The sequence below is a fragment of the Paenibacillus sp. genome, from assembly GCF_035645195.1.
In the GTDB taxonomy this organism is placed as follows: Bacteria; Bacillota; Bacilli; order Paenibacillales; family YIM-B00363; genus Paenibacillus_AE.
On record NZ_DASQNA010000018.1, the window covers coordinates 242,180 to 255,223 of the forward strand.

Sequence of the window (13,044 nt, forward strand, 5' to 3'; positions counted from 1 at the left end):
GCGGCTCGCCGGCCATACATAAAAAAACGGCGCCGAGGCGCCGTTTATTTCGTCAGGAGCAAATATTTGTAGCGGTGCTCGAACAGGAATTCGAACGCCTCCAGATGACGCTTCGCTTCGAACGCGTTCGCGCCCCAGGCGTAAATGCCGTGGTTGCGGAGCAATATGCCCGGAACGTTCGGACGGATCGCGCCGCCCACCAGCTCGGCGATGCGCGGAATGTCGGCGTAGTTCGGCAGGATCGGCACCTCGATAGCCGCGTTTTCCTCCCAAATGTTGAACGCTTTGATCAGCTCGACGCCTTGAATCGGCACATGGCCGAGGGACGCGTCATACTCCGAGATAATGTTGTTGTAAATCGTATGGACGTGGAAAATGGCGCCGCAGCCCGTGTGCTTGTAAATTTCGCAGTGGATGAGCGTTTCGGCGGAAGGCTTCAGCCCCGTCGGCTCCGTCGGCTTGCCGTCTTGGTCGACGAGCAGAAAATCTTCCGGCGTGTTGACGGATTTGTCTTTGCCGCTCGACGTGACGGCGAACGTAAACCGGTCCTGCGTGAAATCGCCGACGCGGACGGACAAGTTGCCGCTCGTGCCGGCGAACCAGCCTCGCGCGGCGAAATCGGTTTTGATCGCGCGCAGCTCGGCGAATGCGGCCATGCGCTGCTCTAATGGAAGGGTCATCGGACGTTCTCTCCTTGCGTTTCGGTAATGGTGTTCAGGACGCGAATGACGTCGTGGAACGTTTCGTATTCGTAATGCGGCAATCCGAGCTCGCGGCAGCGGACCGCGAGATGGGAGCGCGCGAACACGATGTCGGCGATTTTCGCGCCTTCGAAATCGGTGATGCTGTCGCCGATTAGCATTCGATAGTACTCTTCCTTCGGAAAGCCCCGCATGACGCGCGTTTTGCACATGCCGCAGTCGTTCGAGCAGGCGTCGTCGCACGGATGCGGCCACAAAATCTCGATGTGCTCCCCGCTGAAATCGGCCGAATTGCAATAGATGCGATCCTCGTCGATGTCGAAGGGCGCGAGCAGCGGGCGCAGGAAAAAGTCGACCCCGCCGCTCGTGACGTAGAACGGAATGCCTTTCGCCTTGCACAAGGCGAGCAGCTCGGCGAAGCCGGGGCGGATGCCGGCGGTCTCAAGCACGTAGTTCGTAATGGCCTCCTTCATGCCGGAGGGCAGAAGGGCGAACATTTCGCCGACGCCTTGACGGATGCTTTTGCGGCCGCCGACGATTGTATCGACGATGCCGGACCACCCCGGCGGATCGAAATGGCGCATGATCGCCACGATGTTGTCGCTGAGCGTGATCGTGCCGTCGAAGTCGCAGAATATGATCGGTTGTTTGCCTTGCGGCACGGCGTGGGCATTCACGTTACCGTTTCACTCCCCATCGTTCGATTGCGGTTTTCAGCGCTTCCCGGCCGGGCTCGGCCGCGTACGCTTCGAGGTCGACGCACGCGAGCGCCGCGTCGATCGCCTGGCGGAACGCTTGTCCGCCCGCCGCGGTGCCGAGCGGGTGACCGTGAATGCCGCCGCCGGCGTTGACGACCGACTGCAGGCCGAAGTCGCGGAGCAGCCAAGGCACAAGGCCCGGGTGAATGCCAGCGGACGGCACCGGGAAGCTCGTCTTGAGCGCGCCCGCGTCGGCGCGCAGCGCGTCGGCGATCGCCAGCGTCTCTTCCTTCGGCATGACGACGGAACCGTACGGCGACGGGAACAAGACGAGGTCGGCGCCGGCGAGACGCATCAGCTTGCCGAGCAAGAGCGGCGAAGCGACCCCGTATTCGAGCGCCGGGTACATCGCGCCCGCGAACGCCGGATGCGCCGCGATCGGGATGTTGATGTCGGGGTCCTCGGCGAGCTCCTGCAGCACGTCGAACCCGTATGCGAGCACGTTGAACAGCAGCGCGTTCGCGCCGGCGTCGATCGCCCGCTTCGCCCGTTCGCGCAGCTGCGACGTCCGGCCGGTCAAGTTCGCCGCGTACAGCAGCTTCTGGCCGGTCTGCTTCTCCGCCTCCTTAGCCGCGGCGATGCACGCTTCTACGCGCTTTTCGATCGGGGTCAGCGGGTTCTCGAACAAAATTTCGTCGTCCTTGATCAGGTCGACGCCGCCGAGCGCCTGGTGGTAGAACTGCTCGCGCAGCTCCGGCAGGTCGTAGCCGACGACCGATTTGAAAATGCTCATGAGCAGCGGGCGGTCATGTACGCCAAGCAGCTCGCGAACGCCGTCGATGCCGAATTTCGAGCCGCGGAAGCCGGCGCGGAACTCGTCGGAGAAGTCGAGGTCGAGCAGCTTGATGCGGCCGTCCATCGACAGCTTGCCGAACGCCGTGACGAGCAGCGCCGGAATGTCCCGGCTGAAGTTGACGTCCGGGTACGCGATTCTGATGTCCGCATAGCGGAGGGAGGCGAGGCTGCCGGGCGCGGCGCCGGCTTCCGGCTCGTGCACCTCGACGGACACGACCTTCCCGAGATGCTTCTCCATGTCTTTCTTCTTCGCTTCCGGCAGCTCGGTCCAGCTTCCTACCGTCAGACCGACCGCGATGCCGGTCGCTTTCTTATCGAAATCCGCTTTGTCGTCGAACGCGCGGTATGTAGCCGTACAATACGAATTCATGATCGAAAAACACCGCCCTTTATTAAAAATCGGTTCGCTAGCCGCAAACAACAGTTAATTATACTAGAAAAGCGGGACGGGGTAAATTTCGCCAGCAGCGGCGGCAGCGCCGGCCGAGGCCGGCGCGGACGCGAAACCGCCCGAATCGGCGCGGAGCCGAATTCGGGCGGCGGCGGGGTTACTCTTTCGCTTGCTGCAGCACGGAGGCGGCGATGTCGTCGCCCATCTCCCCGGCGCGGTCGGCCGCGCGCTGGATCGCTTGGACGACGCCCTCGCGGAATTGGAACCGCTCCAAGACGCCGATGGCGGCGAACGTCGTGCCGTTCGGCGATGTGACCTTGGCCCGCAGCGCCGCCGGATCCTCGCCGGTCGTCTCGACCATGTGCGCCGCGCCGAGCACCGTCTGGACGGCGAGCGCCCGGGATTCCTCGGCGGACAGGCCGCCCTGCACGCCGGCTTCGATCATCGCTTCCATCAGGTAGTACACATACGCGGGGCCGGATCCCGAAAGACCGGTGACGATATTCAGCTTGTTTTCTTCGACCGGCACCGTTGTGCCGACGGCCTGCAGCAGCTGCGTCGCCATCTCGCGCTGCGCCGCCGACACCGATTCCGAGAAAGCGAGGCCGGTCGCGCCGAGCCCGATCGTCGACGACGTGTTCGGCATCGTGCGGACGATCGGCTGCGGGCGGCCGAGAAGTCTCTGCATCGTGTCGATCGAGAGGCCCGCGACGACGGAGACGAGCAGCTGTTCCGGCCGGAAGGCGGAGCGGAACTCGATCATCGCGGCGCCGACGTCCTTCGGCTTCACGGAGAGTACGACGATATCGGCGTTCGCGACGAGCCGCTGCCGCTCGTCGTGCGCGTTCGTTTCCGGCGCGCGAATGCCGTATGCGGATTGCAATGCGTCGATACGGCTCCGGTCGTTCCGGTAGAGCGCGACGACGGATTGCGGGCGGACGAGCTTCGCTTCGACGATGCCGCGCAGGAGCGCTTCCGACATCGAGCCGGCGCCGATGAAGACGATTCGCTGTTCGGACAACGCCGCGCTCGTCGCGGCGGATTGCGAGGAAGTGTTCATGGTGTATCGATTTCTCCTTTAGCCGCGGATTTGGCCGTCGCCCGCGACGATGTATTTCGACGATGTGAGCGCCGGCAGCCCCATCGGGCCGCGCGCGTGCAGCTTCTGCGTGCTGATGCCGATTTCGGCGCCGAAGCCGAATTCGAAGCCGTCCGTGAAGCGGGTGGACGCGTTATGGTACACTGCTGCGGCGTCGACCTCTTGCAGGAACCGCTCCGCGTTCGCCGCGGAGGCGGTCACGATGCATTCGGAATGCTTCGTGCCGAACCGCTCGATATGCTCGAGCGCTTCGTCGAGCCCGCCGACGACTTTCACGTTCAGGATGTAGTCGTTGTATTCCGTCGCGTAATCGGCGTCGCCCGCTTCGTTCATCCACGGCACGAGGCGGCGGGCTTCGCCGCAGCCGCGCAGCTCGACGTTCTTCTCGCGGAACGCCTCGGCGAACGCAGCCAGGTGCGCTTCCGCGAAAGCGCGGTGCACGAGCAGCGTCTCCATGGCATTGCAGACGGACGGCCGCTGCACCTTCGCGTTCAGCGCGATGGCGAGCGCCATCGCCGCGTCGGCCGACTCGTCGACGAACGTGTGACAGATGCCTGCGCCCGTCTCGATGACCGGCACCGTCGCGTTCTGGACGACCGTCTGGATGAGCGACGCGCCGCCGCGCGGAATGATGCAGTCGAGCAGGCCGTTCAGCTTCAGCATCTCGTCGACGGAGGCGCGGCTCGGATCGGCGACGAGCTGGACCGCGTCCGCGGGCAGGTCGGTCTGCTCGAGCGCGTGCCGGATCGCGTCGACGATCGCCCGGTTGGACGACAGGGCGGAGGAGCCGCCGCGCAGCAGGACGGCGTTGCCGGTCTTCAGGCACAGCGCCGCGGCGTCGACCGTCACGTTCGGACGCGCTTCGTAGATGATGCCGATCAGGCCGATCGGCACCCGCACCTGGCGGATGCGCAGCCCGTTCGGCCGGTCGAAGGCGGCGAGTTGCTCGCCGACCGGATCCGGCAGCGCGACGACTTCGCGGACGCCCTGCGCCATCGCTTCGATGCGCTGCGGCGTCAAAGCGAGCCGGTCGAGCAGCGACGCGCTCAGTCCCGTTTCCCGGCCCCGCTTAAGATCCTCTTCGTTCGCCGCCACGAGCTCGGCGGTGCGCTCGATCAACGTATCGGCGATGCGCAGCAGCGCCGCATTTTTCGCTTCCGTGGACAGCGCCGCGAGCCGGTTCGTCGTCCGCTTCGCCAGCGCCGCTTTTTCTTTCACTTCGCTCATGTTCGTTTCTCCTCCTATAAACTCGTTAAAATAGGACCCATTCGTCGCGATGAATGACTTCGATGCGGGCTACGTCGAGCCGGCGCTGCACTTCCTCCGTCGACAGACCCGCGGCCGCCTGCAGCTGCCAAGACGCGTAATTGACGACGCCCCGGCCGATCGCCCGGCCGTCCTCCAGCGCCACCTCGATGACGTCGCCCGGATGGAAGTCGCCTTCGACGCGGCGGACGCCGGCGGGCAGGAGGCTCCTGCCGCCTTCGGCGAGCGCCTTCCTCGCGCCTTCGTCGACGATGGCGCGGCCCTGCGGCACGGAGTGGAAGCCGACCCATTGCTTCTTCATCGACAGCGTCTGCAGCTCGGCGTCGAAGTATGTGCCGTCGCCTTCGCCGTTCGCCGCCCGCCGCAGGTCGCCTTCCGCGGCCGCCCGGCCGATAAATACTTGCACGCCGCCGCGGATGGCGATCCGCGCCGCCTCGAGCTTCGATCGCATGCCGCCGGTGCCGACGTTCGAGCCGCTGCCGCCCGCCATGCGGAACAGATCGTCGTCGATCGCCTTCACGCGTTCGATGCGCCGGGCGTCCGGGTTTTTCCGCGGATCTTCCGTGTACAGCCCGTTCATGTCGGTGCAGATGACGAGGCAGCGCGCTTTGACGAGGTTCGCGACGAGCGCCGACAGCGTGTCGTTGTCGCCGAACTTCAGCTCGTCGACCGAGACGGTGTCGTTCTCGTTAATGATCGGCACGACGCCTCGGTTCAGCAGCTCCTCCAGCGTGGCGGAGGCGTTATGGATGCGGCGGCGGTTCGAGAAATCGGACCGCGTCAGCAGCACCTGCGCGACGACGAGGCCGCGCTTCGCGAACGCCTCGTTGTACGCCTGCATGAGCAGCGCCTGCCCGACGGCGGCGGACGCCTGCTTCTCGTGCGTCAGCTTCGGCCGCTTCTCGAAGCCGAGCCGGGCGAAGCCGGCGGCGACGGCGCCGGAGGTGACGAGAACCACCTGATCGCCGGCGTTCGCGAGCTTCGCAAGCTCCTCCGCGAAATATTCGATTTGCTCCCGGCGCAGCCCGCCAGCTAGCGCGGTAAGCGAGCTGCTGCCGATTTTGACGACGATGCGTCGCCGATTCGAGCCGTTCATGTTGAAGGCGCCTCCTTGCATGCAACTTTTTGAAAAAAAATAAGCTTCCGTCCTCTACTTCGCATAACAAGTAAAGGACGAAAGCTATCGGTTGTCGATTGTTCCGCGGTACCACCTTTATTGACGGCTCGTTCATCGGTCGGAACGCGCTTCGAGCGCATGCCGCGGCAGCCGTCCGGCTCCATGCCCTCATATCAGGAGGGTGCTGTCCGGCTCATCGCCGGCCGTTCCGGGGTGGGTCGGCAAACTCGCGGCGACGGAATCTTCCAGCCAATGAATCCGTTCTCTGTACGCCCGTACGAATGCTTACTGTCCCCTTCATCACGTTAGGGTATCAAGTTTTCCAATACTATATCATCTTCGCAGGCGGTTTGTAAATAAGCAGCCCGCCCGCAACATAAGGTCGTTCGCCGTCGTCTGCTAAAGTAAGAGGTGAGGGATGGTGTACAAAATGTCGTTCGGATCGATTTTGATCATGTGCCTCCTTTGCTTCGCGATCGGCGGACAAGACCGTCTGCTTTGGACGGCGATGCCGCAGGAGCTGGCCGCCGGCTTGACGGCGGCGAGCGAGCGGCAGGGAGCGGAGGAAGCGCCGGCGGATGTTGCGATCGCGGGCTTTGCGGTCGAATCGGCGCCGCTCCCGGGGGCGCGGCTCGAGACGCCCGGCTCGCAGCCGGGGGGAGCGGGGGCGATGGGGACGGTATCCGCGGGAGCCGCCGCCGTCGCGTGCGCGGCAGGCTTTCCGCTCGCGCTGCCGCCGGAAGCGACGTTAACATATGCGGTGCACGATTGGATGATCGAAAAAGGGAGAAAGGCGACGATCCGGTACGAGACGTCGGACGGCGGCCTGCTGGAGCTGACGCAGACCGCAGGCGCCGCGGGCGACACCGCGATGAAGCTGGCGCTGCCGCTGCCGCGGCACCCGGCCGCCGCCGGGCAGCCGGCCTTCGAAGCCGTCTGGCAGGACGGCGGCCGGACGTACGCGCTGCGCGCGTACGGCGTGCCGGAGGAGGCGGCGCGCCTGTGGGCGAACGCGCTGAGAGCGCCCGCGGGGTGTCCGCTCGCCGGAGAAGAAAAAAACGTCGGGCCCCTGAACTAAGGGGCGCCGACGTTTTTCTATCAACGGGCGAGAATGCCTGCCACCGCGTCCGGCACCTGCGCGATCGATTCCAGCTTCAGCAGCCGGTCCGTCTCGCCAAGCGTTACTTCCACGAGGTCGAACGCCCAATTGGACAGCGGCGGGATGTACATCGCGCCGATGCCGCATTCGATCGCGGGCGCGATGTCCGTGCGGAGCGAATTGCCGATCATCCACGTCCGGGACCGGTCGAAGCCGGTCTCCGTCAGGATGCGCGCGAGCGCCTCGCTGTTTTTATGCTGCGCGACGAAGATGCGGCCTTCGAAGAAGGGGGCGAGATTCACTTTCTCCGCTTTGCGGCGCTGGATCTTCTCGTCTCCGCCCGTGTACAAGGAGATCACGTGCCCGTCCTTCTTCAGCCGCTCGAGCGTCGCGACGACGTCCGGGTACAGCTCGAACTCGCTGTCGTACACGGTGTAGCCGAGCTCGACGACTCGCTTGCGCTCGTCCGCGTCGCTCGGGCGGCCGTACAACGCGCTGTAATGGTCGTACGTTTCCCCGAACGATTCCGGGAATCGATCCGCCGCGAACCCTTCGACGCGGATGCCGGCCAGGTCGAGCTCGAGCTGCGTTTTTTTCAGGTCTTCTTTGGAGAGCGGGAAGGAAGCAAACCAGGTCAGCATCAATTCGGCGAATTGGTCGATGACCAAATCGAAATATTTATTGCAATGGATGAGCGTGTCGTCCAAATCGAAAAGCAAGTTCAGCGTCGCTTTCTCCGCCATCGTTCCACTCCGTTCGCGTCTCGCTTCTTTGTTTCTATGAACTTATGAACCCCGCTTAAAACAATCCCAACCGGCCGATGCGCGCCGCCGCCTCGCGAAGCCGCTCCTCGGAGCTGAGCAGCCCGACGCGCACGTAGCCGTCGCCGTGGTCGCCGAAGCCGATGCCGGGGGCGACGACGACGTCGGCCTCCGCGAGCAGCTTGTCGGCGAACGTCGCCGACGTATAACCGCCGGGCACCGGCAGCCAGCAGAAGAAGGAGCCGGCCGGCTTCGGCGCGCGCCAGCCGATGTCCGCGAGCGCATCGAACAGCGCGTCGCGCCGCGATTCGTACGTCGCGACCAACTGGCGCACGGAATCCTGCGGTCCGGTCAGCGCTTCGGCAGCCGCGTACTGCACCGCGCCGAACAAGCTGACGTAGTAGTGGTCCTGCATTAAATTGATGAGCCGGATGATTTCCTCGTTGCCGATCGCGAACGCGACGCGCCAGCCCGCCATATTGTAAGTTTTGGACAAAGTATAAATTTCAATTCCGACGTCCATCGCGCCCGGCGTTTCGAGGAAGCTGATCGGGCGGTTGCCGTCGAAGCCGATCGCGCCGTAGGCGAAGTCGGAGACGGCGAGAATGCCGTGCTTCGCCGCGAACTCGACCGTGTCCTTATAGAAGGAAGCCGGGGCGACGGCGCTCGTCGGGTTGTTCGGATAATTGAAAAACATCAGCTTCGCCTTCGCGAGATCCTGCGCCGGCACGGCGCCGTAATCGGGCAAATAGCCGTTCGCTTCCGTCAGCGGCATGAACGACATACGGCCGCCCGCCAGCGCGACGCCGGACCAATAATCCGGGTAGCCCGGATCCGGCACGAGGCAAACGTCGCCCGGGTTTAGCATGATTTGGCTGATTTCGACGAGACCGGTTTTGCCGCCGAACAGGACGGCGACCTGCGTTTGTGGATCGACCGTCACGCCGTAATCTTCTTTATACCGTTTCGCGACCGCTTCCTTAAGGAAGCTAAAGCCCGAAAACGGGGGATACCGGTGAAACTGCGGATTGTCGGCGGCTTCCCGAAGCGCCCGCACGACGTTGTCCGGCGTCGGCCGATCGGGATTGCCTTGTCCGAGATTAATGACGTCCCGGCCCGCCGCGACGGCGGCGTTCGCCTTCTGGACGAGAGAGGCGAAAAATTGCTTCGGCAGCGCGGTCATCCGGTCCGCGGGCCGAAAGCGCAGCTTGGATTCGTTCATGGGAAAGCTCCACTCCGTTCATCGCACGTAAATGCTATCTATCTTACCAAAAACGGTTAGCGCTGTACACCGAATCGCGCCTTGACTTCGGAGGGGAGTCGCGTATCATGAAAGGAAATGTTTTGCGAAGGGGGAAGGGACGCATGAAGGTTGCGGTAATTCAAATGGACGTTACGATCGGCGAACCGGAGGCGAATCGCGAGCGCGCCCTCGCGCGCATGAGCGAAGCTGTGAGCGGGCCGGACAAGCCGGACGTCGTCATGTTGCCGGAAATGTGGAACACGGGTTACTCGCTTGAAAATATCGAAGACATCGCCGACGACGAGGGAGAGCCGACGCGCGCGCTGATGGCTGACTTCGCGGCGAAGCACGGCGTGAACGTCGTGGCCGGTTCGGTCGCGACGAAGTCGGACGGCGGCGTCAAAAATACGATTTTGGTTTTCGATCGCACGGGCAAGCAAACGGCGGATTATTCGAAAATTCATTTGTTCCGGTTGATGGAGGAAGAGAAATATTTGAAGCAGGGCGGGGCGATCGGGAAGCTTGCGGTAGACGAGGCTCCGGCCGGCATGATGGTGTGCTACGACATCCGGTTTCCGGAGCTGACGCGCAGGCTCGCCCTGGACGGGGCGAAGGTGCTGTTCGTGCCGGCGCAGTGGCCGAAGCCGCGATTGCACCATTGGCGAACGCTGCTGCTGGCGCGGGCGATCGAAAACCAAATGTTCGTCGTCGCCTGCAATCGGGTCGGGACGAGCCGCGGCACCGAATTTTTCGGGCATTCGATGATCATTTCGCCGTGGGGCGACATTTTGGCGGAAGGCGGGGAGGAAGAGGCGATTTTGACGGCCGACCTCGATCTTGCCGAAGTCGACCGGGTCCGAGGCACGATCCCGGTATTCCAGGATCGCCGCCCCGAGCTTTATTAATTACGCGTTCGTCAGCAGCCCCGCCATGACGCGGTAATTGTCGTGGCGGCGGCGCAAAAAGTCGACCTCGGCTTTCCAGCGGTCCGCTTCCTCCTGCGCTTCGAGCAGCTCCGCAAGCAGGGCGGCGGCGTTCGGCGCCGGCGCGGCGGCGCTCGATCTCCGATACGCCGCCCGCTCCGCCGCGAAGGCGTCGGCTTTCGCCTCGGCTTCGGCGAGCAGGCTCCGCTTCTCGGACAGCCGGCGCTCGGCTTCGTAATAGCGGGTTTCCGCTTTGCGGAGCAGCTCGGGCAGCACCTGGAGCTCGTCGATAATCGTTTCGGTCAGCAATCGGCGCGTGGCGTGGGTCGTCATTCGGATCATCCTTTGGTCCGTCGCATAGGACAAGTTTTTACTAGAAATGTATGCGGCGGCGAAGGACGTTATGACTGTTCGAGCCGTTTCGTCACTTCCATCAGCGTGTCGATGAACGCTTCCGCGGCTTTCGTGAAATATCGACCGCGGCGTTCGGCAATGACGAGCGTCCGGCTCGGCGCCGGATCGGTAAGCGATTTATAAACAGGGACGTAGCGGCCCTTTTTCGACTCGGCGACCATGCTCGGGATGAACGCGACGCCCATGCCCGCGGCGACGAGCGACTGCACCGTCTCGATGTTGCTGCTTTCGAACACGATGCGCGGCGCGAATCCGGCTTCCGCGCAAATATCTTGGGCGATTTGGCGGAAGCCCTGCCCCTTTTTCAGCACGACGAACGCTTCCTGGGCCAGCGCGCGGACCGGGATCGGCTCGGGGCGCGCCGCGAGCGGATGAGCTTCCGGCACGGCGAGCAAAATGTCTTCCGTCGCGTAAGGGCGATAATCGAGCGTGGGCTCCTCGATCGGCAGCGACAAGAGGCTCAGATCGACGGCGCCCGACGACGTGAGGTGCTCGAGATTGGCGCTGGTGTCCTCGACGAGCGAAATCTCGATGCCGGGGTGGCGCTTCGCGAATTCGGGCAGCACGATCGGCAAAATGTGCGATCCGGTGATCGGCAGCGTGCCGACGACGAGCTTGCCTTTGCGCAAATTCGAAATGTCGTTCATCTCGCTCTTCAGCTGTTCGACGAGGTCGAGGATACGCTGCGCCTTCGCGACGAACACTTCGCCGGCGTGCGTCGGCTCGACGGCGTTCGTCGTCCGGTGAAACAGCGTCACGCCGAGCTCCTTCTCGAGCTTGGCGAGCTGCTGGCTGAGCGACGGCTGCGCGATGTGCAGCTTTTCCGCGGCGCGCGAAAAATTTTTCTCGAAATAGATTTGAACGACGTACAGCAGCTGGCGGAATTCCATAGGGGATCATCCTTTGTTCGCCGATCGGCGATGTCGTTATAAGAATTACCAATCAAATTTATAGATATTATATCTTGGAACAATGACGAAAGAAATGATAGGATACGTTATAGAGGTTTTGTACAATGCGAAAACGGGGAGAGGTGAACTGAATGACGAAACGTACGATGTTCGAGAAAATTTGGGACAATCACGTCATTCATCAAGAAGAAGGCAAACCTAGCATTATTTATATCGATTTGCATTTGGTGCACGAAGTGACGAGCCCGCAGGCGTTCGAAGGCCTGCGCCTCGCCGGCCGCAAGGTGCGCCGTCCGGAATTGACGTTCGCGACGATGGACCACAACGTGCCGACGAAAGACCGTTTCAACATTACGGATCCGATCTCGAAGCAGCAGGTCGACACGCTGACGAAGAACGCGCAGGAATTCGGCATCACGCTGTACGATCTCAACTCGATCGACCAAGGCGTCGTTCACGTCATGGGTCCTGAGCTCGGTCTCACGCACCCTGGCAAAACGATCGTCTGCGGCGACTCGCATACGTCGACGCACGGCGCGTTCGGCGCGCTCGCGTTCGGCATCGGCACGTCCGAGGTCGAGCACGTCCTCGCGACGCAGACGCTGCAGCAATCGAAGCCGAAGACGATGGAAGTGCGCGTGAACGGCCAGCTGCCGTTCGGCGTGACGGCGAAGGATTTGATTTTGGGCATCATCGCCAAATACGGCACGGATTTCGCGACGGGCTACGTCATCGAGTACACGGGCGAAGCGATTCGCGGCCTGTCGATGGAGCAGCGCATGACGGTCTGCAACATGTCGATCGAAGCGGGCGCGCGCGCCGGCATGATCGCTCCGGACCAAACGACGTTCGACTATCTCCGCGGCCGCGAGCACGTTCCGCAAGGCGCCGAGTTCGACGCGGCGGTCGAGCGCTGGAAGCAGCTCGTGACGGACGAAGGAGCGACGTATGACCGCGTCGTCGAGTTCGACGCAACGACGCTCATCCCGCAAGTCACGTGGGGCACGAGCCCGGGCATGGGCACGAACGTGCTCGCGCAGGTGCCGAATCCGGCGGACTTCCCGACGGAGAACGAGCGCAAAGCGGCCGAGAAGGCTTTGGAATACATGGATTTGAAGCCGGGCACGCCGATGACGGAAGTCGAGATTAACTACGTGTTTATCGGCTCCTGCACGAACGGCCGCATCGAAGACCTGCGCGCGGCGGCGAAAGTCGCTCGCGGCTACAAGGTGTCGCCGAACGTGACGGCGATCGTCGTTCCGGGCTCCGGCCGCGTCAAGCTGCAGGCGGAGAAGGAAGGCTTGGATAAAATCTTCATCGAAGCAGGATTCGAATGGCGCGATGCCGGATGCTCGATGTGCCTCGCGATGAACCCGGACGTCCTGAAGCCGGGCGACCGCTGCGCATCGACGTCGAACCGTAACTTCGAAGGCCGCCAAGGCCGCGGCGGACGCACGCACCTCGTGTCGCCGGAAATGGCTGCCGCTGCTGCCGTTACGGGTCGCTTCGTCGACGTGCGCGATTGGAAATTCAAGACGGAAGTCGAAGTCGGCTAATCGAGGCCGG

The 13,044-nt window shown here is 63.2% G+C and carries 13 protein-coding genes; 3 read left to right on the plus strand and 10 right to left on the minus strand.

Annotated elements, in window-relative coordinates; genetic code table 11:
* Positions 1-44: 44 nt before the first annotated feature.
* From mtnB to proB, 6 genes are all read right to left on the minus strand, one after another.
* Complete coding sequence (gene mtnB / locus VE009_RS10325) at positions 45-680, minus strand: methylthioribulose 1-phosphate dehydratase (protein ID WP_325007309.1); 636 nt, start codon at positions 678-680, stop codon at positions 45-47.
* A complete protein-coding gene (locus VE009_RS10330; protein WP_325007430.1) occupies positions 677-1,363 on the minus strand; it encodes a 2-hydroxy-3-keto-5-methylthiopentenyl-1-phosphate phosphatase in 687 nt (228 codons plus the stop codon). Before VE009_RS10330 ends, mtnB begins: the two co-directional genes overlap by 4 nt.
* Before the next feature lie 16 nt (positions 1,364-1,379).
* Entirely contained in the window at positions 1,380-2,624 is a 1,245-nt protein-coding gene (locus VE009_RS10335) for a 2,3-diketo-5-methylthiopentyl-1-phosphate enolase (RefSeq protein ID WP_325007310.1), read from the minus strand.
* Between the two features lie 178 nt (positions 2,625-2,802).
* Complete coding sequence (gene proC / locus VE009_RS10340) at positions 2,803-3,705, minus strand: pyrroline-5-carboxylate reductase (RefSeq protein WP_325007311.1); 903 nt, start codon at positions 3,703-3,705, stop codon at positions 2,803-2,805.
* An 18-nt stretch (positions 3,706-3,723) separates the two neighbouring features.
* Positions 3,724-4,971 carry a glutamate-5-semialdehyde dehydrogenase gene (locus VE009_RS10345; protein WP_325007312.1) on the minus strand — a complete coding sequence of 416 codons (1,248 nt, stop codon included), beginning with the start codon at positions 4,969-4,971 and terminating at the stop codon, positions 3,724-3,726.
* A 25-nt stretch (positions 4,972-4,996) separates the two neighbouring features.
* Entirely contained in the window at positions 4,997-6,106 is a 1,110-nt protein-coding gene (proB, locus tag VE009_RS10350; RefSeq protein ID WP_325007313.1) for a glutamate 5-kinase, read from the minus strand.
* A gap of 439 nt (positions 6,107-6,545) precedes the next feature.
* Here proB and VE009_RS10355 point away from each other — a divergent pair, with 439 nt between their 5' ends.
* A complete protein-coding gene (locus VE009_RS10355; RefSeq protein ID WP_325007314.1) occupies positions 6,546-7,205 on the plus strand; it encodes a hypothetical protein in 660 nt (219 codons plus the stop codon).
* Positions 7,206-7,225: 20 nt separating this feature from the next.
* Here the strand turns inward: VE009_RS10355 and VE009_RS10360 are convergent, their stop codons facing one another.
* Both VE009_RS10360 and VE009_RS10365 read right to left on the minus strand, forming a co-directional pair.
* Entirely contained in the window at positions 7,226-7,969 is a 744-nt protein-coding gene (locus VE009_RS10360; protein WP_325007315.1) for an HAD family hydrolase, read from the minus strand.
* 55 nt (positions 7,970-8,024) lie between these two features.
* Positions 8,025-9,209: a pyridoxal phosphate-dependent aminotransferase gene (locus VE009_RS10365; RefSeq protein ID WP_325007316.1), complete on the minus strand. Its 1,185-nt coding sequence runs from the start codon at positions 9,207-9,209 to the stop codon at positions 8,025-8,027.
* Between the two features lie 143 nt (positions 9,210-9,352).
* On the opposite strand from VE009_RS10365, the gene VE009_RS10370 reads away from it, so the two are divergent.
* The gene (locus tag VE009_RS10370) at positions 9,353-10,135 is read left to right on the plus strand and encodes a carbon-nitrogen family hydrolase (RefSeq protein ID WP_325007317.1); all 783 of its coding nucleotides are present in this window, start codon (positions 9,353-9,355) and stop codon (positions 10,133-10,135) included.
* Here VE009_RS10370 and VE009_RS10375 read toward each other — a convergent pair whose 3' ends face one another.
* Positions 10,136-10,486, minus strand: coding sequence for a hypothetical protein (locus tag VE009_RS10375; protein ID WP_325007318.1), 351 nt, complete (start codon positions 10,484-10,486; stop codon positions 10,136-10,138). It abuts the gene before it with no gap.
* 68 nt (positions 10,487-10,554) lie between these two features.
* Entirely contained in the window at positions 10,555-11,457 is a 903-nt protein-coding gene (locus VE009_RS10380) for a LysR family transcriptional regulator (RefSeq protein WP_325007319.1), read from the minus strand.
* A 152-nt stretch (positions 11,458-11,609) separates the two neighbouring features.
* Here VE009_RS10380 and leuC point away from each other — a divergent pair, with 152 nt between their 5' ends.
* Positions 11,610-13,034 (plus strand): 3-isopropylmalate dehydratase large subunit, encoded by a 1,425-nt coding sequence (leuC, locus tag VE009_RS10385; RefSeq protein WP_325007320.1) that lies wholly within the window; start codon positions 11,610-11,612, stop codon positions 13,032-13,034.
* Positions 13,035-13,044: the final 10 nt, after the last annotated feature.

What these genes read in the sequence shown, in the direction of transcription:
- mtnB (WP_325007309.1), bottom strand. Translation starts at nt 680, where the DNA reads ATGACCCTTCCATTAGAGCAGCGCATGGCCGCATTCGCCGAGCTGCGC.
- VE009_RS10335 (WP_325007310.1), bottom strand. Translation starts at nt 2,624, where the DNA reads ATGAATTCGTATTGTACGGCTACATACCGCGCGTTCGACGACAAAGCG.
- proC (WP_325007311.1), bottom strand. Translation starts at nt 3,705, where the DNA reads ATGAACACTTCCTCGCAATCCGCCGCGACGAGCGCGGCGTTGTCCGAA.
- VE009_RS10345 (WP_325007312.1), bottom strand. Translation starts at nt 4,971, where the DNA reads ATGAGCGAAGTGAAAGAAAAAGCGGCGCTGGCGAAGCGGACGACGAAC.
- proB (WP_325007313.1), bottom strand. Translation starts at nt 6,106, where the DNA reads ATGAACGGCTCGAATCGGCGACGCATCGTCGTCAAAATCGGCAGCAGC.
- VE009_RS10355 (WP_325007314.1), top strand. Translation starts at nt 6,546, where the DNA reads ATGGTGTACAAAATGTCGTTCGGATCGATTTTGATCATGTGCCTCCTT.
- VE009_RS10360 (WP_325007315.1), bottom strand. Translation starts at nt 7,969, where the DNA reads ATGGCGGAGAAAGCGACGCTGAACTTGCTTTTCGATTTGGACGACACG.
- VE009_RS10365 (WP_325007316.1), bottom strand. Translation starts at nt 9,209, where the DNA reads ATGAACGAATCCAAGCTGCGCTTTCGGCCCGCGGACCGGATGACCGCG.
- VE009_RS10370 (WP_325007317.1), top strand. Translation starts at nt 9,353, where the DNA reads ATGAAGGTTGCGGTAATTCAAATGGACGTTACGATCGGCGAACCGGAG.
- VE009_RS10375 (WP_325007318.1), bottom strand. Translation starts at nt 10,486, where the DNA reads ATGACGACCCACGCCACGCGCCGATTGCTGACCGAAACGATTATCGAC.
- VE009_RS10380 (WP_325007319.1), bottom strand. Translation starts at nt 11,457, where the DNA reads ATGGAATTCCGCCAGCTGCTGTACGTCGTTCAAATCTATTTCGAGAAA.
- leuC (WP_325007320.1), top strand. Translation starts at nt 11,610, where the DNA reads ATGACGAAACGTACGATGTTCGAGAAAATTTGGGACAATCACGTCATT.